Below are 18472 nucleotides of genomic sequence, written 5' to 3' on the forward strand. Positions count from 1 at the left end.
TCGGAACGGTCGGGATGCTTAGCGTACGTTTTCGAACATTCTCTCACCGGCCCCCTATTCTGGCCGCCGATCTGGCTCGGATGTTCGCAGCGGCCGAAGGCCAGAGTCCACGAGCGATCCGCGACCGGGCGGTCATGGCACTTGGGTTGGCGGCGGCGCTGAGGCGTTCCGAATTAGTCGCATTGCAGTTGGCTGACCTCGAACTTGTGCGCGAGGGGCTTAAGCTGACGATCCGGCATTCGAAAACTGACCAGGAGGGGGCAGGGCAGGTCATCGCGGTGCCTTCTGGTAAGGTGCTCAAGCCCGGTGCCCGGCTGAATGAATGGCTCAGCGTCAGAGGAGGAGAGGCGGGTCCGTTGTTTTACCGCACCGACGCACAAGGGATGATGACCAAGGAGCCGATGTCAGATCGCTCAGTTGCCCGCCTAATCCAGCGCTATGCAGAAAAGGTTGGTCTCGATCCTGCCGCAGTCGGTGCCCACTCGCTGCGCTCAGGATTTCTCACCGAGGCGGCCAAGTCCGGTGCGTCATTGCCGAAGATGCAGGAGGTATCGCGGCAGAAAAAGGTCGAAGTGCTGCTCGGCTACGTCCGCGACGCAGCGCTGTTCGAAAACCATGCGGGCGAGAGATTTTTGTAGACCGTGTTTTTATGCACTCTGCTTCGCCGATCAGACAGGATTTTTCACATGAGATAGCTTGAATGTCAGCTCCCGCCAGAAGCTGACATTCAGCGCTTAGACGAACCCCGACCACGTCGCGACATAGGTGAAGTCCGACACCCACAGCATGTTCGGTGCCGGCGCATGGAACTGACGGTTGACCTGATCGAGCGGACACGGAGCCGCCTTGTCGCTGATCGTCGTCTTCACCGGCTTGCCCCGGATCACGCCCTGCAGGCCCAAATCACGCATCAACCGCTCCACTGTGCAGCGGGCAATATCAAAGCCCTCCCGCTGCATCTGCCGCCACACCTTGCCCACGCCGTAGACCTTGAAGTTGGCATCGAACACCCGCCGAACCTCGGGCTTCATGGCCTCATCACGCTGGACACGTGGTGACAGGCGCGAGGGATCGCGTCGCGATGCCACACGTTCATGATAGGTGGATGGGGCGACCCGGCAGATCGGCTCGACCCCATACTCATCCCGATGCTCGACAATGAAGGCAGTCATTGCTTGAACGGGCGGTCGAGCTCCGCCTGGGCAAAATATGCCGACGCCTTGCGCAAAATCTCGTTGGCCTGCCGAAGCTCACGGTTCTCGCGCTCCAGCGCCTTCAAGCGGTCTGCCAGTTCGGTGGGAACGCCAGCACGTTTGCCGCTGTTCACCTCAGTCTTCTTTACCCACTCTAGCACCGTGTGCCCCGAACAGCCGATCTTCTCGGCAATGGATGTGATCGCCGCCCAGCGGGACGAATGGTCGCCTTGGTGGTCCAGCACCATGCGGACGGCCCGCTCACGAACCTCCGGTGCAAACTTGTTCGTCGTCTTGCTCATCGTAGACCCTTCCTCTCAGGAGTTGGGGCCTCCGGCAATCCCGGGGCGGTTCAAAGCAATGATTGCTCGTTCGCGGTAGCCCAGCAGCCTGAGCGCATTAACGACGACGAGCAGCGTTGATCCCTCATGAACCGCCACCGCAGGCCCAATACCGAGGCCGAGAATGGTGGCAGGCACGAGGAAGGCGACGACACCCAAGCTGACGAAGACGTTTTGCCGGATTATTCTGCGGGTGTGCCGGCTTAGGCCGACCGCGAATGGTAGATGCGCAAGATCATCGGCCATCAACGCCACATCTGCCGTCTCCAGCGCTACATCCGAACCCGCTGCGCCCATCGCGATGCCGACCGTCGCGCTTGCCATCGCCGGCGCATCGTTGACGCCGTCGCCCACCATCGCGACCTTTTCCTCGCCGGCAAGCTTTTTGATTGCCGCGACCTTGTCTTCAGGCATGAGGTCGCCCCATGCCTCGTCGATCCCGACTTTTTTGGCGATCGCTTCGGCGACTTTCTGGTGATCGCCAGAAATCATTATCATCCGCGACACGCCCATCTCGTGCAGCCGGCGCAGCGCGGTCTTTGCCGCTGCGCGGGGCGTGTCCATCAGGCCGATCGCGCCCAGGTCACGGTCCCCCTTGCGAACCACCATCGTTGTGCGACCGTTCTCGCGCAGTTTCGTGATCGCGTCTTGCGCTCCCTGCCCCAGCGCTGGAATGCCCTCACTTCCGAACATCTCGGCCTTGCCGATCCAGACCGTCTCGCCATCCACGCTCGCGGTGACGCCTCGACCGGTCAGGCTCTTGAGGTCGCCGACAGTCGGCATGGCGCGATCGTTCAGACGGTCGCGGCCGTCCCTGACGATAGCTTGGGCCAAAGGATGGTCGCTTAGCGCCTCGACGGCGACCGCCAGCGCCAGCAACTCGCCTTCATCGGCGCCATCGACGGGCACGACATCCGTGATGCGCGGACGCCCTTCAGTCAGCGTACCCGTCTTGTCAAAAGCGATCGCTTTGAGTGACCCAAGGTTTTCGAGCGGTGCACCACCCTTCACGAGCACGCCGCCCCGCGCTGCACGGGCAACGCCCGACAACACCGCGCTTGGCGTTGCAATCGCAAGCGCACATGGGCTTGCCGCCACCAGCACCGCCATCGCGCGATAGAAGCTGTCGCGGAACGGCTCGTCGACGACCACCCATGCAAACAGCAGGAGCACAGAGAAGATGAGGACAGCAGGTACGAAGATTTGCTCGAACCGGTCGGTGAAGCGCTGCGTCGGCGACTTCTGCGTCTCTGCCTCGCTCACCATCTTCACGACCTTGGCGAGCGCGCTTTCGTTGGAACGGCGTGTCACCTCGATCTCGATCGCGCCGCCGCCGTTGATCGTACCGGCGAACACCCGACTTTCCGCGTCCACCGCATCGGGCTTGGCGCGCGCTGCCGCCGCGTCCGCGACCGGCACCTTGTCGACCGGGATGCTTTCGCCCGTCACCGGGGCCTGGTTGATCGCGCTGGTGCCCTTGATGACGAAGCCGTCCGCAGGCAGGCGCTCGTTCGGGCGGACGATGGCGATGTCCCCGACGACCATCTGTTCGACCGGGATTTCGATGGTCTGCCCGTCGCGCCGAACGGTCGCTGTTTCGGGCGCAAGCTTCGCCAGCGCCTCGATCGCCTTCTTGGCGCGACCCATCGCGTAATGCTCGAGCGCGTGACCAAGGCTGAACAGGAACAGCAGCAGCGCGCCTTCGGCCCATGCGCCCAGCGCAGCGGCGCCGGCGGCAGCGACCAACATCAGCGTGTCGATCTCGAACTTCTTCATCCGAAGGTTATCGATCGCCTCGCGCAGCGTGAAGAATCCGCCGAAGAAATAGGCCGTGATATAGCAAGCGGTCGGCAGCCAACCCGGCGCGCTGGGCACCAGCTTCTCGATCGCGAACCCGATCCCCAGCAGCGTGCCGCAGGCGAGCGCGAAGATCAGCTCGGTATTGGGACCAAGAAATTCGGCATGGCTATGGTCGTGACCATCGTCGGGGCCGTGCTTCTCTTTTTCCGCGCCGTGGCCTCCTGGGCCGTGGTCATGGTCGGCATGTTCGTCTGCCGCGACGCGTTTGCCCACACCGACCTTCAGCTTGCGAAGCGCGGCCCGCACCTCCTCTTCGGTGGTTTCGCGGCGATCATATTCGACCCGGACAGACCCGCTGGTGCTGGCGCTTGCCTGGACCACGCCGGGCAAGGCGCACAGCGCATCGCTGACCGTGCGCGCCCGACGTTCGTGGTTGATCCCCGTCACCTGCCAGATCGCATGGCCGTAGCGCTCGGTGATTTCGGCACCTGCGGCGCGCACCATTTCGCGCAACCGTGGCAGCGGCAGCTTGGCGGCATCGAAATGGATGCACAGCGCCGCTGGCGTGTTGCCGTCGAGACAGATCACATGCGCCCGCTCGACACCTTCGCGCTTTGACAGGGTTGATACGAGACGGTCCAGGCAGGCATCGGCCGCGTCAGGAAGGTCCGGCAACAACACTGGAATGTCGAGTTCGAGCTTGTCGTTCATGACGACCTCCTTTCGCTTTTCTTGGTTTCGGCCCGCGCGTCGCGCAGGATTTCGACACCGCCCTTGATGGCGATGATGGCGGTGGCGAAGCCGACCAGCAGGTCCGGCCAATTGGTACCCAACCACAGCACCAGCACGCCGGCGATCAGGATGCCGCCGTTGGAAATGAAGTCGTTGAAGCTGAAGGTGGTTGCGGCCCGGAGATTGACGTCCGGATCCTTGAGGCGCTGGAGCAGCCGCAGGCAGAGGTAATTCACGACGCCGGCGATCGCGGACATGACCATCATGGTAGGTCCGATGGGCTCGCTGCCCTGCACGTAGCGCCGTCCGACATCGATCAAGATGCCGCCCGCGAAGATCAGCAGCATGACGCCCGAAGCGACCGCGGCGCGTGTCTTCCATGTCTGGCCCCGGGTGAGCGCCACAAGGCTCAGCGCATACACAGCCGTATCGGACAGGTTGTCGACGCCGTTGGCGATCAGCGCGCTCGAGTCCGCGAAGAAGCCGGAAACGAAGAAGCCCGCAGCGATCGCCGCGTTCAGCAGCAGGACGATCCACAGTGTGCGGCGCTCCTGCCCGCCATTGTTGTCGTTGCCCGGGATCATCCCATCATCTCCTCAAGTGTCAGCAGGGCCAGGAAGCCGACGAAAAACATCGAGCTGATGAGCGGGGTGTCGGGTTTCTCGTGCGCCTCGACCAGCAACTCCTCCGTGACGAGGTAGAGCAGCGCCATCAGCCCGAAGCTGAGGAAGCCGGCGATCATCACCGGCGACAGCGCGGCGACCGGCACGGCAGCGAGCGCGCCGATCGGCAGCAGCAGGGCCAATGCCGAGACGATCACGATGATGCGCAAGCGCGAGCGATAGGTTTCCGCCAGCTCGTCGGTCAGCGTCAGTCCCAGAAATAACACTTCCAGAGTGAGCGCGATCGTCAGCAGGAGACCTGCCTTCTCGCCCGCCACGAAAGCGAGGCCGAGCACCAGGCCGTCGACCAGAATGTCGATGCCGATCGCGGCGAGTAGCGCCATCGGCCCCTTGAAGCGGGCCTCAAGAGCCTTGAGCCCCAGCATGGTCGCGACGCCCGCCGCCCCGCCGATCAACGTCGCGCTGGGCGATGCCTCATGCTTGACCTGCGGCAGGATTTCGGTCGCTGCCGCCGCGAACACGACGCCGGCAGCGAGATGCTGTAGGCCCGCCACGAGGCCAGGTTTCAACTTGGTGCGGCTCGCGACAATCGCGCCGAGCACGACCGCCAGCACAGGCGCAAGCGTATAGAGCAGTGCCTGCATTTCCTAGGACTCCTCCGGGGTTCGGTGGCAGACGCGGATCTTCCCGCGTCGCGTGAACGCGATCGATCCGCCCGCCACGACAGCCCGCGAATGGTCGCCGCGAAATTCATCACCGGTTCGCTGCGCGCGCAGGATCTCGGTCCTGCCCTTCGGCAGCCAGGTGACGGCCATTTTCAAGCCGTCGTCGATGAAATCGACATCGGCGCGGGTGCCGTCGTCGCAATACATGATGCGTTGCGCGATCAGCCTTGGCGTCAGCCGCTTATCGTGAGCTGGCTCGGCGGGTTCGCTGGGGACTGGATTGCACGCCCCTACAACCACGCCGGTAACGAAAACGGCGCCAGCGCGCGCAATCGTCAGGCCGGGCAGATGCAGAAAAGCGCGCACGCCCATTACCACAGCACCCCGTGGTCAGGCGTCAGCGGCTCGGGGGCCGGCAGTTCCGCCGTCTGGAGAAGGTCGATTTCGATCGTGCGGCACATGGCCGTGAGGGGCACGTCGTGGACGCTATTGGCGAACGGATCGGTCAGATCCTCGCCGATGCTCAGCACCGCGAGAAACACGAGGCCGATCAACGTCGATCCGATCGGCGTGGCAAGGCCCAGGGATTCGACCAGCGCGATCGGGAGCAGCACGCAGAACACATGCGTGAAGAGGTTCGGGAAGAACCGAAAGCCATTGGGCAGCGGCGTGTTCTTGATCCGCTCCATGCCGCCCTGCGCATTGGCGATGTCGATCAGGACGCGCTCCACAGTTGCCTGCTGGATTTCGGTGATCCGACCTTCCGCGAGCGCGTCGGCGTAAATGCCCGATATGTCCTCCAGGAGCGCGTTGGCAGGGTTCAGGCGGGCGACCGCCATATCGGCGACTTCCGTTCCAGCGACCCGGGCAATCTCTTCATAGGGCGACTGTCGGCGAAGCTGGCAGCGCATCGAGTGCGCAAAGGCGATCTGCCGCAGGATGATGTTGTGCCGCATCTCACTGCCCTCGGGTTCCCCCTTGGTCAGGCTGCGCGTGATCCGGGCCAAGCTGCGCGAGGCATTGATGAGCGCGCCCCAAAGAGTTCGCGCTTCCCACCAGCGTGCATAAGCGGCGTTGGTCCGAAACCCCATGAAGAGCGCGATGGCAGTGCCGAACAGCGCCGTCGGCAAAGGCGGTTCCTTGATCGGGGTCATCATGTGGAATGCCGTCACCGCCACGTCCCACACGAACAGGATCGTGAGGGGCTTCCAAACCTCGACAATAATCTGCTTGAATCGTGGCCTTGTGCCGACAATCATACCAATACCGCCTTAGTTATCTTCGCGATCGTCATCCGATCGGCATGTTCATGATGTCTCGATATGCAGACAGCAGCTTGTTCCGGACTTGCAGCGTCGCCTCGAAAGTAATGGACGCACGGCTCTGGATGAGCGCGACGGTTGCAATGTCGGTGGTTTCGCCCCGTTCATATGCTTCGGTAACGACATCCTCCTGCTCCTGGGTCTCGTTGACCTTCGCCACCACGGCATTGAGGGTGTCGGCAAAGGTTGAGGCTGGAGCGGTCGGCGTCACGCCGGGCAGTGCCGTCGGCTGCGCCTCGCGCAAGGCGCGGCTTCGCGCGATTACTTCGGCGCGAATGGCCATCACATTCGAGATTGACGTGTCAGACATCGTTTCTCTCCCGTTGCGGTGCGACGTGTCGGAAGACATGAAGGTTCATCGGGTGCCCTCCCGTTCGCAGGTCCGCGTGCGGCCTTCGCCTTCCACGATGGTGAGCTGCGACCCCTTGAAGGTCGCGGTGGCTGTCTCGCCGACATATTGGAGGCCCTGCGCTGGCGCGGTCAGCGTCATGGGCACGGCGCTGCTGGAGCGCCGCAAATCGATCTGCAGGCCGTTGTCCTTGTAGTCGACGAACAGCGGTTCCCCGTCGGAACAGCGATAGGGATGGCGCCCCATTTCCCCGGTCGCCACGGCGCTGTCGGATGAATGAATTTGCTGCTCCGTTGGCGGGGCTGGCGGCTTGCTTTCCGTGCAAGCCGCCAGCCCGACAACGAGGATGAGGGCGGGCAGTACCCGCTTCAACGGCGTCATCGCGCCTTCCTCCTGTAGCGGGAGGGGACGCGCTGACGATTGATCCCACGGGCAGGCTGACCCACCCTCCAGCGTAGATAGGTGGCGAGGCGATCGTCAGCCTCGAACATCAGGGACCGCAGGCGACGCAACATCATCGCTGCGAACGGCAGAGAAAGCGCCCCGCGCAGCGTGCAGCTATGCGTTAGCTTAGTGCCACCATCGTCCCCTGCCAGCTCATACCGCTCTTCGAGGGTGAACAGGTAAGGGATGCCGCATGACCAAGCGAAGGCGTGCGGCTTGTCGAGCTGATCGACCCGGGCGGGCGTTCGGATCGGCCGCGTGATGCCCTGGATCGCGAAGGTGCATTCCGTGTCGCCGAGCGGGGACGGATTATCGAGAATTACGAGCGGACTCCACGCCCGGCGATGATCCGGATCGGTCAGCGCCGACCAGATGCGCAGCGGCCCACCGTGAAGCATTGAGCTGGTTATGGTGCGAGGCATATCCTCATCTCCAAGAGATGAGCGGGGCGATCGCGGACCGCCCCGCTCACCCATCAGGCCAAATTGTTCACAAAGGTCTGACCGTGGTCGTCCCCTTCATGCTCCTCATTGTAGTGCTCGGGCTTATCGATCACTTTCTGCCCGAACCGGGCATAGAGCGTCGGCAGCACGAACAGCGTCAGCAACGTCGCCGAGATCAAGCCGCCGATGACCACCGTCGCCAAAGGCTTTTGCACCTCCGCGCCCGCCCCCGCGCCCAACGCCATCGGCACGAAACCAAGGCTGGCAACCAGCGCGGTCATGATGACGGGGCGCAGACGCTGCATCGCGCCCACGTGCGCGGCTTCTTCTCGACTCATGCCAGACCGGATCAGGTCGTGGATCGAACTGACCATCACGAGGCCGTTGAGGACCGCGATGCCCGACAGGGCGATGAAGCCCACCGCCGCCGAGATCGAGAAGTCCATGCCGCGCAGGAACAGCAGCAGGACGCCGCCCACCAGCGCGAACGGCACGCCGGTGAACACGATTGCTGCATCGCGCACCGATCCCAAAGCTCCGTAAAGGAGCAGCAGGATCAGGATGAAGCAGGCCGGAATGACCAGCTTCAGACGTTCGCTTGCCGATTGCAGGTTCTCGAACTGGCCGCCCCATTCGAGATAGGCACCAGCGGGCAGCCGAACCTGGCTACCGATCGCCGCCTGCGCGTCCGCAACGACACTGCCGACGTCGCGACCGCGCACATTGGCTTGCACCACCACGCGACGCTTCCCGTTCTCGCGGCTGATCTGGTTGGGACCATCGACCACCTTGATGTCGGCGACGCTCGAAAGCGGCACATAGCCACCCCCCGCCAACGGCACCTGCACCTGTTCGAGAAGGCCGATGTCCGCCCGTTGCGCTTCAGAGAGCCGTATCACGACCGGAAAGCGCCGATCGCCCTCGAAGATCTGGCCCGAGGTGCGCCCGCCGATTGTCGCGGTGACGATGTCCTGCACATCTTGGGCAGTGACGCCCAGACGCGCCATTGCGTCGCGATTGACGCGAATGTCGAGCATGGGCAGGCCCGTCGTTTGCTCGACCTTCACGTCCGCTGCGCCCTGCGTCTTGCGCAGCACCGCAGCAACCTGCTCGGCCGTCCGGTTCATTTGTGTGAAGTCGTCGCCGAATACCTTCACCGCGATATCGCCGCGAACGCCGGCGATCAGCTCGTTGAAGCGCATCTGGATGGGCTGGGTGATCTCATAGGCATTGCCCGGGAACTTCGCGAGATTACCCTCGATCCGACTTACCAGCTCCTCCTTGGGAAGGTCGGGGTTCGGCCAGTCCTTCCGCGGCTTCAGGATGACGAACATGTCGGTCGCGTTCGGCGGCATCGGGTCGGCCGCCAGCTCGGCGGTGCCCGTCTTTGAATAGACGAACGCCACCTCCGGTTGCTTCGACATCATCCTCTCGATCGGCACCTGCATCGCCTGACTCTGCTGGACCGACGTTGCCGGGATGCGGAGCGACTGGATGAGCAGATCGCCTTCATCGAGCTGCGGCAGGAACACCGAGCCGAGCGTGGTGAAGGCAAGCGCCGCCACCACAAGGCTGCCGACACCCGCCCCGATCGTCAGGGTCGGGCGCTTCATCGCCCGGTCGAGACCGGGTTCGTAGCGCTTCTTCAGCCATGTGATGATGCGGCCGTCCTTCTCCTCCACCTTTTTGGACAGCCAGATCGCGATCATGGCGGGGACGAAGGTGAGCGACAGGATGAAGGCGAAGCCGAGCGCGATGATGACGGTGAGCGCCATCGGCACGAACGTCTTGCCCTCCACGCCGGTCAGCGTGAGTAGCGGCACGTAGACGAGGATGATGATCGCCTGTCCGTAGACCGAGGGCCGGATCATCTCGCGCGCGGCGGCTGCCACGGTCGCGAGCCTTTCCTTGACGCTCAGCAATCGGCCTTCATGATGCTGTTGCTCGGCAAGCCTTCGCAGCGCGTTTTCAACGATGATGACGGCGCCGTCGACGATCAGACCGAAGTCCAGGGCGCCGAGGCTCATCAGATTGGCCGAGACGCCGGCGCGCAGCATCCCGAAGCCGGTCAGCATCATCGTGATCGGGATCACCAAAGCTGCGATCAGCGCGGCGCGGAAGTTTCCGAGCAGCAGGAACAGCACGACGATGACCAGCACCGCGCCTTCCGACAGGTTCTTGGCGACCGTCTTGATCGTCGAGTTCACCAGTTCGGTGCGGTTGAGCACCGGCTGAATCACGACGTCAGGGGGCAGCGAAGCGTTGATCGTCTTCAGCTTCTCGGCGACCGCGGTCGATACGATGCGGCTGTTCTCGCCGATCCGCATGATCGCGGTGCCGACGACGACCTCCGTGCCGTTCTCCGACGCCGAACCCATGCGGATCGCCTGACCCGTCTTCACGGTCGCGACTTGTTCGACCGTGATCGGCACGCCGTTACGTGTCGCGATCACGGTCCTGGCCAGTTCGCTGGCATTGCGCACGAGCGCATCCGAGCGGACCGCCAGACCTTCGCCATTGCGATTGACGAAACCACCGCCGACGCTGGTGTTATTGCGCTCCAGCGCATTGCCCAGATCGGTCAGCGTGATGCCGAGCGAGGCCAGCTTCTGCACGTCGGGCACGACGAGGAACTGCTTGGCGTAACCGCCAATCGAGTCGACACCGGCGAGGCCCGGTGTGGTCTTCAGAAGCGGCGTCACGATCCAGTCCTGCGCGGTGCGCAGGTAGGTCGCCTTGTCCTCTTCGGTCGTCAGTCGCTCGCCCTCTGGCGTGATGTAGCTGCCATCGGGCTGTTGGCCCGGTTCACCGGGCTTGTGCTTGTCGTCCTCGCGATGATCGAGACGAACGGTGTACATGTACACCTCGCCCAGGCCTGTCGCGATCGGACCCATTTCAGGGTTCACGCCGTCGGGCAGATTCTCTTGCACGCCCCGCAGACGCTCGCCGACCTGCTGCCGCGCGAAATAGATGTCCGTCGCGTCCGAAAAGACCGCCGTGATCTGCGCGAAGCCGTTGCGGCTCAACGAGCGCGTATATTCTAGGCCGGGGGTGCCGGCGAGCGCGGTTTCGATTGGAAACGACACCTGCTTCTCGACCAGCTCGGGCGAGAGGGCAGGCGCGCGGACGTTGATCTGGACCTGATTGTTGGTGATGTCCGGCACCGCGTCGATCGGTAGCCGGTAGAGGGAAAAGGCGCCGATGGCGGCGACGATGACGGTGAGGAGCAGGACTAGCCAGCGCTTCTCGACCGCCCAGGTTACGATACGGGCGATCATGGCTTAATCCTCGTGGCTCGCTTCGCCCTTGCCGATCTCGGCCTTGAGCGTGAAACTTCCGGTGGTGGCGATCTGTTCGTTGCCGGTCAGGCCCGACCGGACGATCACCGTGTCGCCCGACGCATCGCCGAGCTGGACCGGGGTCGCCTTGAAGCCGGTGGGCGTGCGCACGAACACGACCGACTTGCCCTCGAAACTCTGGACCGCCGTCGTCGGCACGCGGACCGCCCCGCTCCCGCCGCTGCCCGTGAGCTGCACGGCTGCCGTCACAGGCTCGCCGACCCGCCATTCGCCACCCTCGACAATCGCGGTGGCGAGCGCAGGCACGAGCCGCGTCTGCGGATCAAGCGCCGGCGACACGAAGGTCACGCGGGCGGTCGCCTGACGGCCTGCCGCCTTCACCAGCACCGTATTGCCGGGACGCACCCGGCCCGCATCCTCGGGCTTGAGATTAAGCGCGATCGACACCTGGCTCAGGTTGGCGATGCGATAGAGTTCGGCATCCGCCGCGACCGTTTGTCCCAGCGTCACGGGGCGCGCAATGATCTGGCCCGAGATCGGCGCGGCAATGCCGAGCCGGTTGAGCCCGCCGCCGCCGACACCCGCCGCCGAAACCATGCTCTGCGCCTGCGTCAGGGCGATCCGCGCCTCCGTCGCCGCTGTGCGGGCGGCGATCAGATCCTGTTCAGGGGAGACTCTCTGCGCGAACAGCCGCTGTTCGCGCGCGAGGTTCGAATTAGCGAGCTGAAGCCGCGCCCGCGCCGCCTCGACCTCGCCCTTGATCTGCGCCGCCTCGCGGCTTTCGATGACCGCAATGGTCTGGCCGCGTCCGACCGATTGGCCGAGGTTACGGGTGAGCGCGACCACGCGTCCCGCAATTGCGGCCGAGACGACCTGCGTTCCCTGTGGGTCGCCCTCGATTATCGCAGGCAGTTCGATCGTCCCGGCTCCGCCGATGATCGGTCGTCCGATCTGCACGCCGGCGGCAGCGATCTGATCGGCATCTAGCGTGACGACGCCTTCATCGGCATGGCCCGATTCAGTACCGCCATTTTCCCCGTTCGCGGCCCTTTCATTGGCGGCGGCGCCTTCCTCATTACCTGAATTTTCGCCGCCACATGCAGCCAGCAGGAGCGCGAGCGACGCTGCGCCAGCGAGATAAAGACTCTTCATCACTTGTTTCCTCCATCGGGCGCAGGAGTGGTGAGCCGCTCCAACCGCGCACGGGCATTCTGATAGTTTGCGAGCGCATTGATCGCAGCGTTACGCGTCTCGGCGAGGGTACGTTCTGCATCAAGCAACTCAAGTTGCCCGAACTTACCCTCCCGATAACCGATCCGGGCAATGCGGGCGGCCTCCTCGGCAGCCGCCAAGGCAGGGCCGGAGGCTGTGCGAGCCGCTGTTTCCGCATTTGCCGCTTGGGCCTGCGCGTCGGTGATTGCCTGCTCTATGTCGAGCGCAGCCACCCGGCGCTGAGCATCTGCCTGAGACTGCTGCGCGGTCGCCTGCGTAATCGCCGCGCGACCATTATTGAACACCGGGATCGGAATCGACACGGTCAACACCGCCGCCAAGTCGTTGGTCTCTTCCAAGCGGCGAATAGCAGGACCGACATTCAGATCAGGAACCCGATTGGCGCGTGCAAGACGTACCCCAGCTTCTGCAATAGAAACATCAGCGTTCGCGGCCGCCATTGCCAGAGTACTGGAAGTGTCCACTGTCGCTACCGGACCATAAACGTTTGCATTGGCGAAGCGGTCGAGTGCTGTCCCGTCAAGAACACCGGTTATCGGTCCGCCGATCCGCCGCTCCAGGTTTGTATGAGCCGCTTTGGCCAAGCGAAGCTGTTGCTCCACATTCGCCTCAGCGTTGATACGGGCAACCTCCGCTCGCTGCTCCTCCAAAGGGGAGGCGCGGCCCGCCTGCACCCGAATGCGTGCAGCCTGAAGCGCGTCGCTGGCGATCCGGGCCTGATCCCGCGCCGTCGCCACCCGCCGGTCGGCTGCGACGGCTTCGACATAGAGCTGCGTCACCTGAAGCCGGACATCCGCCGCGATGATCGCGGCCTGGATCTCGGCCCGGGACAATTGCGCATTGGCGACCGCGACGCGGGCGCCGCGCTTGCCGCCTAGCTCGATCGGGATTGCAAAACCGACCGTGGTTTCCGCGCTGCGGACGCCCCGATACGGACCTGACCCGACGACGTTCTCAACCTGGCCTTGAACGACCGGGTTCGGCCGCAAGCCCGCAACGGTGCGACCCGCGCGCGCTGCCTCGACCGCAGCACTGGCTGCTTCCGTGGCGGGTGCGGATCCGCCAGCTGAACTGACTGCCTGTTCAAGCGTGTAAACTGGCGAATCTTGCGAAAAGGGTGCGATCGATCCGACCTGTGCATGGGCGATCGAAGCGCATGAGGCGGCGATTAAGAAAGTCACAAAAATCTTATGCATCGAGATGGCGCTCCGTCATAAAGACCGGCCTGCATGGGTGACCAATCGGCAAGTCGGACGATTGACCTTTGCCGGCGCGTCTTGTCTTTGGAGTGGGATATGCCCTGCGCAGAGGGAGAGACACGGAGTTAGCCGCAACAGTCCGGGTTGTGATTAGCCGTATAGTATCGGCAAGTGGGTGCTCGATTTCGCTACCGCTGATAAAGGGGGAGGCAGCCAGCGCTGGGGAGGCAGCGACCAGCATCGCGGCCCGGGTGGGGACGCACAAAAGCAATTGCATGGAAAACTCCTGAACACAGGTGCAAATGGCACACGGGCGCAATGGCCCGAGTGCACTGAGCGACTGGGTTCAGGCTGACGGCGGTTGAAGGGGAGGCGCTTGAGCAAACGAACTCAGAACGGCGGTACTCAAGGCTGAATGCGAGGTATCGCCGCCCAGTGGCAGACCAAAATCACTTGCCCCTTCGCTGGCAAGTCCGATGCTGCAATGATGATGAACCAGCCCATGACATGGGCCACCGTCATCGCTGGAACTATTCCGGTGCCCGTCCCTGTTTGCATGATCAGCGTGAGCATCCAGCATCATGACGCTGTCGTACCCGCTCGCACCATGCGCTGCAGCCGGCGATTCAACGCCGAAAAAGGCAAGACCGATAGCCAGCCCTAACAGAAGGAACATAGATCGCACCCTAATGACCTACTCGTTCCGACCGGAAACAGCAACCGTAAACGCTTAAGGTCATTCGCCTACCCCGTCTTGCAAGAGCTCCAAAAGATCAGGCGGAATTGGCATTGGCTGAAAGGCGCTCACAGTCGACAGCCCGGTATTTCCGATCGGCAACCTTCCCGTCAGCGCGCCGATGGGTGCCAGAAGCAGTCGGAAGATCTGGCCAAGTGCTTCGCTCCAATCGCGCTGCCGGATGGCGAGACTGAACATTGCGCCGTGAATGGCGAGATGGAGGCCCCAAAAGGGCTGTGCAATAATGTGCACCCGTTCAAGATGGCGCCAGGCAAGGCCATGATTTCCTAAAGCTTCAGCTGACCGATATGCCGCCATTTCGGCCGCAATTACCCGCCGCGCGCTTAGGCTTTTAGCCAGCTCCCGCCAGCGTCCCTGCCGGTGCCAATAAAAGATCTGCGCGAATGCCCAGATAAGCGGGGTCAACAAGCCGGCGGACACCTCAACCTCGTCGGTGTAATGTGTCCCCCCGCTCCGATCCGGAGCAACCGTAATCCAATGGTCCCACCTTGTGATCAGGTGACTATAGCCGTCATCGCGCAGACGCTTCGGCCATTCGGTGCCGGCAGCTTCGTGCTGGGACGTCACGATCCACTGTGTCCCGAACGGAATAATGCCAAGGAGGCGGAGCTTGACCTCATAGCGCTCGCCAGGCCGAAACCCGTCGAACGCCGCGTCATCGACCGGGATGAAGCGCACCAGCGGCCAGGCGATATGCTGCAGCAGGCGCGCCGTCTGCACCTCGGCCCAGACTGTTTCCGGCTTGAGCGCGATATGTGTCGAACGGGAAACCTTCATGCCGCAACGCTCCGCAATTCACGCCGTGCCTGCTGGACAATCTGAATGCCGCCGCTGATCCCGAGCAGCGCCAGAATCGCTGCAACAATGAGGTCGGGCCAGGCTGTCCCGGTGCCGAACACGCCAAGTGCGGCTGCCATGACGGCGATATTGCCGATCGCGTCATTGCGCGAGCATATCCAGACCGAGCGCATGTTCGCGTCTCCAGTGCGAAAACGGTAGAGCATGATGGCGACACCGGTGTTGGCCGCCAGCGCGAGCGCGCCGATGACTCCCATCAGTTCAGGCTCGGGTGCAGCTCCGCCGAGCGCCGCCAGAACGGCTGTGATCATGACCCAACCACCCAGACCAATGAGGGCGAGCCCCTTGGCCAGCGCCGCCCGCGCGCGCCATGCCAGCGCCATCCCGGCGACCAGCAGGCTGATCGCATAATTGGTGGCATCGCCCAGAAAATCGAGTGCGTCCGCCTGCAACGCGCGGCTGTCCGCAGCGGCCCCTGCCGCCATTTCCACCGCGAACATGCCGGCGTTCACGCCGAGCGCGATCCACAAGGCCCTGCGCCAGCGCGGGTCGTTCAGAGTTGCCGTCGTTCCGCACGCGGCCTTGCAGCAATCATCAGCCATCTTTTTGCCTTCTCGACAATCCGCGAGTCGGCATTCTATCTACACCCTGTAGCAACTACAGGGTCAAGCCCGAAGGAGTGGCAGTGAAAATTGGCGAACTCGCGAGCGCCACGGCGACGAAGGTTGAGACGGTGCGCTATTATGAAAAGATCGGGCTGTTGCCGCCACCCGCCCGGACAAGTGCCAATTACCGTGCCTATGGCAATGATCATCTGGCGCGCCTGTCGTTCATCCGCCGCGCCCGCGATCTCGGTTTCACGCTCGAAGCCGTGCGCGAACTGCTCACGCTGTCGGATGACAAGGCCCAATCCTGCGATGCCGTTGACGGAATCGCGCGCGTCCACCTCACCGAAATCGACCGCAAGATCGCCGATCTGAGCGCACTGCGCGGCGAACTGGACCGGGTCATCGGATCCTGCCGTCACGGGACCGTTGCCGACTGCAAGATCATCGAGACCCTCGCCCCGCGCACGCTGACCGCAACGTGATCGAAGATCGCTGCTTTGGCGCCAACGCTTCGGCCTCGCGTGCATGGATCCACCAGACCGCGTTGACGATGCTGCGACACCCGGCAATGGTCTGCCCAGCCCCACTATCGCCACGGATCGAGCACTAACCATGCCAACCCTGCAAACCGGACTCATCTATGCGCTCGCCGCGCTGGCGGAGATCGCCGGTTGCTTCTCGTTCTGGGCATGGTTGCGGCTCGACAAATCTGCCTGGTGGGTTGCGCCGGGCATGGTGTCGCTCGCCATATTTGCCTGGCTGCTGACGCTGGTCGATACGTCCGCTGCGGGCCGAGCCTTCGCAGCCTATGGCGGTGTTTACATCGCAGCGTCTCTCATCTGGCTTTGGAGTGTCGAAGGCGCGCGACCCGACCGCTGGGATATCATTGGCGCTGCAATTTGCCTCGTCGGAGCGGGATTGATTCTGATGGGACCGGGACGAACAGCCTGATGGTAGCCAGCTGCAAGACCCTCGGTCGCCGGACAGTCTATTGAAGCCCATAAAAAGGCGGGCGCCCGCCCTCATGCACTGATCAATCCCTTACGGGCAGCAGTCTATGGCCGCATCACAGCATGCGAGCACGAGGTCGCAGCAGGACATGGCTAAGGCAGTGACCTGATCCGGCGCGGTGGCAAATGCGGCCGAACTGGAACCAATGAGCGCCACTGCAGTGAGAATGTACTTTTTCATAATAATAACTCCGTTGATGTGAATTGAATGGATCAGCGGAGCATTCGCGGAGGCGGCGGTTCCGGCCCTCCGACAGGCAGAGGAGGAAACTTGGCGAGAAGTGGTAAAAAAGTGAGCGAGCCTGGGTCGCGTGCCTCAAGAGACGAAACGCGGCTTGCTGGGAGCGTCTGGCACAAGGCGATGCAATAGCTCTGACACTGTTGGCTCATGTCATCCTTGCAATCGCCGCAGTCGCCGTGGTCGTCGTTCATCGCGGCCATCGGCGAGCAACTGCTCGCTGCATAGGTCGCCCCTACGGGTAGCAGCGCGGCAAGAAATGCCGCGAGATAGAGAAAGAGGCGCTTTGTCACGGATTGGTCCATACTGCCGTGTTCGACGTGATCAAAGACATAGTTACACAGCCACACGCAAAGCTTAACGCCGCTTCGAGCAACGCAAGCTTCTTAGCGATATCAAATGGCCTTTCGCCGGTTGTGACCCCAGCAAGTCTCAGACTAGCACCCCGGAATGCAAAAAATCAGAGGGCTTTGAGTCATGCGGAATTAAGGTCCCCCAGCTAGCCAAGGATGTTAGGTTGACGCCTGAGCGATCGACAGCTTCCTCGATCATTCACCTACAAACTAGATGAGCAAAATTTGGGCACAAAGCTGAAGTTAGGGGCTGTGGACGCGAATGGCACCAACCCAGCAAATTCAGCTACTCTCGCTAGGGTCCAAACCCAATCAGCCTCTTGAAATTTGATGCGCACATTGATTCAGGAGTCTCCGCTGAGATAGGAGGCTTTGGATATGTCGCGTTCGTTGTTCTGGCTGTCGGATGAGGCGTGGGCTGCGATCGAGCCTCACCTGCCGCAGAACCAGCCCGGAGCGCGACGAGTTGATGACCGGCGCGTTATCTCGGGCATCGTGCACATGCTCAGGTGCGGTGGCCGTTGGGCCGATTGCCCCACCGAATATGGCCCATCGACGACCGTCTACAACCGCTGGAACAGGTGGAGCCGCCGGGGCATCTGGACCCGCATCCTGGCGGCGCTGACCGAGGAAGGCTGGATCGCGGAGACCGGTCAGATCGACAGCAGCTACATCAAGGCCCACCGCAGCGCCGGTGGCGCAAAAGGGGGGCGCGGGCCAATGCCATTGGCATCTCGCGTGGCGGCCGGACGACGAAGATCCACGCCCTTGTCGATGTCCTCGGGCGACCACTCCGCCTCATCCTGACGCCGGGCAACACATCTGACGTGAAGGGCGCGGACCTGCTGATCGGTGAAACTATCGGCATGAAACGGGTGATCGCCGACCGTGGCTACGACGCCAATCGCATCAGGGCTGCCTTGCGTGAACAGGGCACCATCCCCGTCATCCCCGGAAGGCGCAACCGCAAGCGTCCGATCCAGTATGACGAACGGCGCTACAAGGACCGCTGGCGGGTCGAGGCCATGTTCTGCCGCCTCAAGGACTTCCGCCGCATCGCTACCC

At 63.0% G+C, this 18472-nt stretch carries 18 protein-coding genes, 1 pseudogene and 1 other annotated feature; of the genes and pseudogenes, 4 read left to right on the plus strand and 15 right to left on the minus strand.

Annotated features, from left to right (window positions below; all coding sequences use genetic code 11):
• Positions 1–638 (plus strand): site-specific integrase (locus AX735_RS16550; protein ID WP_155645808.1); only part of this gene is annotated, 638 nt, incomplete at its 5' end.
• A gap of 99 nt (positions 639–737) precedes the next feature.
• Here AX735_RS16550 and AX735_RS24480 read toward each other — a convergent pair.
• The 15 genes and pseudogenes from AX735_RS24480 to AX735_RS16625 form a co-directional block, all read right to left on the minus strand.
• A pseudogene (locus AX735_RS24480) lies at positions 738–1495 on the minus strand (IS3 family transposase); the annotation flags it as partial.
• Positions 1107–1214 (minus strand) — a sequence feature (AL1L pseudoknot). (Overlaps the previous pseudogene by 108 nt.)
• A gap of 15 nt (positions 1496–1510) precedes the next feature.
• Positions 1511–4045, minus strand: coding sequence for a heavy metal translocating P-type ATPase (locus tag AX735_RS16565; RefSeq protein WP_060979598.1), 2535 nt, complete (start codon positions 4043–4045; stop codon positions 1511–1513).
• On the minus strand, positions 4042–4650 hold the full coding sequence (locus AX735_RS16570) for a cation transporter (RefSeq protein WP_004212885.1): 609 nt from the start codon (positions 4648–4650) through the stop codon (positions 4042–4044). Before AX735_RS16570 ends, AX735_RS16565 begins: the two co-directional genes overlap by 4 nt.
• Complete coding sequence (locus AX735_RS16575) at positions 4647–5333, minus strand: ZIP family metal transporter (RefSeq protein WP_004212882.1); 687 nt, start codon at positions 5331–5333, stop codon at positions 4647–4649. The genes AX735_RS16570 and AX735_RS16575 overlap by 4 nt, the downstream gene beginning before the upstream one ends.
• Before the next feature lie 3 nt (positions 5334–5336).
• Positions 5337–5726, minus strand: a complete 390-nt coding sequence (locus AX735_RS16580; protein ID WP_060979599.1) for a hypothetical protein — start codon at positions 5724–5726, stop codon at positions 5337–5339.
• Positions 5726–6613 (minus strand): bestrophin family protein, encoded by an 888-nt coding sequence (locus AX735_RS16585; protein WP_060979600.1) that lies wholly within the window; start codon positions 6611–6613, stop codon positions 5726–5728. Before AX735_RS16585 ends, AX735_RS16580 begins: the two co-directional genes overlap by 1 nt.
• Positions 6614–6644: 31 nt before the next feature.
• The gene (fliE, locus tag AX735_RS16590) at positions 6645–6986 is read right to left on the minus strand and encodes a flagellar hook-basal body complex protein FliE (protein WP_060979601.1); all 342 of its coding nucleotides are present in this window, start codon (positions 6984–6986) and stop codon (positions 6645–6647) included.
• 45 nt (positions 6987–7031) lie between these two features.
• Entirely contained in the window at positions 7032–7406 is a 375-nt protein-coding gene (locus tag AX735_RS16595; protein ID WP_053556566.1) for a hypothetical protein, read from the minus strand.
• The gene (locus AX735_RS16600; RefSeq protein ID WP_060979602.1) at positions 7403–7891 is read right to left on the minus strand and encodes an SRPBCC family protein; all 489 of its coding nucleotides are present in this window, start codon (positions 7889–7891) and stop codon (positions 7403–7405) included. The genes AX735_RS16595 and AX735_RS16600 overlap by 4 nt, the downstream gene beginning before the upstream one ends.
• A gap of 53 nt (positions 7892–7944) precedes the next feature.
• Positions 7945–11190 carry an efflux RND transporter permease subunit gene (locus AX735_RS16605; RefSeq protein ID WP_060979603.1) on the minus strand — a complete coding sequence of 1082 codons (3246 nt, stop codon included), beginning with the start codon at positions 11188–11190 and terminating at the stop codon, positions 7945–7947.
• 3 nt (positions 11191–11193) lie between these two features.
• Positions 11194–12363, minus strand: a complete 1170-nt coding sequence (locus AX735_RS16610) for an efflux RND transporter periplasmic adaptor subunit (RefSeq protein WP_066282487.1) — start codon at positions 12361–12363, stop codon at positions 11194–11196.
• Positions 12363–13640 carry a TolC family protein gene (locus AX735_RS16615; RefSeq protein WP_039330833.1) on the minus strand — a complete coding sequence of 426 codons (1278 nt, stop codon included), beginning with the start codon at positions 13638–13640 and terminating at the stop codon, positions 12363–12365. The genes AX735_RS16610 and AX735_RS16615 overlap by 1 nt, the downstream gene beginning before the upstream one ends.
• Before the next feature lie 408 nt (positions 13641–14048).
• Complete coding sequence (locus AX735_RS25280) at positions 14049–14216, minus strand: hypothetical protein (RefSeq protein ID WP_155646035.1); 168 nt, start codon at positions 14214–14216, stop codon at positions 14049–14051.
• Positions 14217–14379: 163 nt separating this feature from the next.
• Positions 14380–15177, minus strand: a complete 798-nt coding sequence (locus AX735_RS24485; protein ID WP_081097181.1) for a DUF3703 domain-containing protein — start codon at positions 15175–15177, stop codon at positions 14380–14382.
• A complete protein-coding gene (locus AX735_RS16625) occupies positions 15174–15800 on the minus strand; it encodes a cation transporter (RefSeq protein ID WP_060979605.1) in 627 nt (208 codons plus the stop codon). Before AX735_RS16625 ends, AX735_RS24485 begins: the two co-directional genes overlap by 4 nt.
• Before the next feature lie 83 nt (positions 15801–15883).
• Here AX735_RS16625 and AX735_RS16630 point away from each other — a divergent pair, with 83 nt between their 5' ends.
• The 3 genes from AX735_RS16630 to AX735_RS26450 all read left to right on the plus strand — a co-directional run.
• Positions 15884–16288 carry a MerR family transcriptional regulator gene (locus AX735_RS16630; protein ID WP_052241857.1) on the plus strand — a complete coding sequence of 135 codons (405 nt, stop codon included), beginning with the start codon at positions 15884–15886 and terminating at the stop codon, positions 16286–16288.
• Between the two features lie 130 nt (positions 16289–16418).
• Positions 16419–16757 carry a YnfA family protein gene (locus AX735_RS16635; protein WP_060979606.1) on the plus strand — a complete coding sequence of 113 codons (339 nt, stop codon included), beginning with the start codon at positions 16419–16421 and terminating at the stop codon, positions 16755–16757.
• 1028 nt (positions 16758–17785) lie between these two features.
• Positions 17786–18472 (plus strand): IS5 family transposase gene (locus AX735_RS26450; RefSeq protein WP_231750153.1). Its coding sequence is split into 2 segments (ribosomal slippage), with 688 coding nucleotides annotated over them: positions 17786–18119 and positions 18119–18472; the frame shifts between segments, so codons are not numbered across the junction. This gene is flagged as partial in the annotation.

The sequence above is a fragment of the Blastomonas sp. CCH1-A6 genome (assembly GCF_001556365.1).
GTDB lineage: Bacteria > Pseudomonadota > Alphaproteobacteria > Sphingomonadales > Sphingomonadaceae > Blastomonas > Blastomonas ursincola.